We start from the raw sequence: 1,984 nt of genomic DNA on the forward strand, positions 1-1,984 counted from the left end.
CGAGCGCGCCAGAAGCTGGTCGGCAAATTGCCGATCACGGGCGAGTTGCTGCGCGGCTCGCTGCTGGAACGCACCATCCGTCACACCAAAGGATGCCCGAAATGCGCGCGTGGCGAAGGGCATCACGTGTTTGTCTTGACGGTGACCTACCCGGGAGGACGTACGCGCCAGCTCAGCGTGCGGCGCGAGCGGGTTGCCGAGGTGCGCCGCTGGCTGAGCAATTATCAGGACCTGAAGGAGGCGATTGAGACCGTTTGCGAGCTTAATCATGAGCTGCTGCGTCCGGAGGCCGCATCGAAGAGGCGGAGGAAGCAGCATGATTGAGATGCGGCGGGCGCAGCTCAGCTTCGGCGACGGGCTGATCGCCGAGGAAGTGAGCGATCTTCGCGAAGACTGGATGAAACACGCCGACGCGGTGCTGGCGGATCAGGACATCGTCGCGGCCGTGTACGAGGCTCTGGCAAGACGACATGCCAAGAGCCGCAGCCGCGGCCGGCGCGGTGCCCCAGCCGAGGTGGTGCTGCGGCTACTGATACTCAAGCACATCCGCAACTGGAGCTACCAAGTGCTCGAGCGCGAGGTGCGCGCCAATCTGGTGTATCGCGACTTCACTCGCGTCGGCGCCGGCAAGATGCCGGATGCAAAGACGATGGGACGCTGGGGCGTGGCGGTGGGGCCCGAAGTGGTCAAGCAGATTCACCAAAGGCTTGTGAAGCTGGCTCAGGCCCACGGGTTGGCGGCAGGGCGCAGAATGCGCGTGGACACCACCGTGGTGGAGACCAATGTGCACTATCCGACGGATTCAAGCTTGTTGGGCGACGGCGTGCGAGTTCTGATCCGCACCATGAAAAGGATCAGCAAGATCGCCGGAGAGACTGGCGCCAAGCTGTGCGACCGCGGACGCAGCGTGAAGCTGCGGGTCCTGGACATCGCCCGGGCGGCGCGCTCCAGAGCCAAGCAGAGCCGAGAAAGGCTCAATCGAGCCTATGGCAAGCTGCTCAATGCGACCAGCCGAGTGGTTGGACAGGCAAAGCGGTTCTCCAAAGAAATTGTTGGAGGAACGAAGCGCGCCAGGAGCGTTCTGCAACAATTGGCGCTCGAAGGCCTGCGCCAAGAGCTCGACGCGATGGTGCCGTTGGTCAAGCAAGTGATGAAGCAGACGAGGGCGCGTATCTTCCGCGGCGACACGCACACCGAAGGCAAGCTCCTCAGCGTGTTCGAGCCATCGACGGAGATCATTCGCAAGGGCAAGGCCGGCAAGCCGAACGAGTTCGGCAAGATGGTGAAGTTGCAGGAGGCCGAGGACCAGATCGTGATCGATTACGAGGTCTATGATCGGCGTCCGAGCGATTCGGACCTGCTGATTGCCGCCATCGAGACGCATCGAGCAATGCTGGGGCGTCCGCCGCACATGGTGGCAGCGGATGCCGCATTCTACTCCGCCAAGAACGAGGCAGCAGCGAGAGCCCAGGGCGTAAAACGCGTCTGCATTCCCAACCGCTCGACCAAGAGTCCCGAGCGCAAGCGTGAGCAAAGGAAGCGCTGGTTCCGCAACGGCCAGAAGTGGCGGACCGGCTGCGAGGGACGCATCAGCGTCTCCAAGCGGCGGCACGGTCTCAACCGCTGCCGATACAAGGGCGACGCCGGAATGAAGCGTTGGGTCGGGCTCGGCATGATCGCCGACAACATCATCAACATCGGCCGTGCCATGGAAAAGCGGGCAGCGCCCTAAGCGCCGGCTCCTCAACCAATCAGCCTCTCAAATAACCCCTGCCGCCAGCCCGTCTTGCTTTGCGCACCTCATCGGCAACAATCCAGATTGCTAATTTTGCGCCGGAAAGTAACTAGCCGCAGCCGCTTCATACCAATCGGTTCTATTTCCCTTCACGAAGAAACCGCGCGCAGAGATTCAGCCCGTCATTTTGTGTGCCTAAAAACTACGTCGAACTTCTGCTTTACGACGACTTGGTCGTAGACGCCTCTC

At 61.8% G+C, this 1,984-nt stretch carries 2 protein-coding genes; both read left to right on the forward strand.

Annotated features, from left to right (window positions below):
- Window positions 1-324: DUF6788 family protein (locus VMT30_02285; GenBank protein HVQ43769.1), on the forward strand; the 324-nt coding region annotated here is incomplete at its 5' end.
- 1 nt (window position 325) lies between these two features.
- Window positions 326-1,732 carry an ISNCY family transposase gene (locus VMT30_02290; GenBank protein HVQ43770.1) on the forward strand — a complete coding sequence of 469 codons (1,407 nt, stop codon included), beginning with the start codon at window positions 326-328 and terminating at the stop codon, window positions 1,730-1,732.
- The last annotated feature ends 252 nt before the right edge of the window (window positions 1,733-1,984 follow it).

This window comes from Candidatus Saccharimonadia bacterium (assembly GCA_035544015.1).
Classification (GTDB): domain Bacteria; phylum Patescibacteriota; class Saccharimonadia; order UBA4664; family UBA4664; genus UBA5169.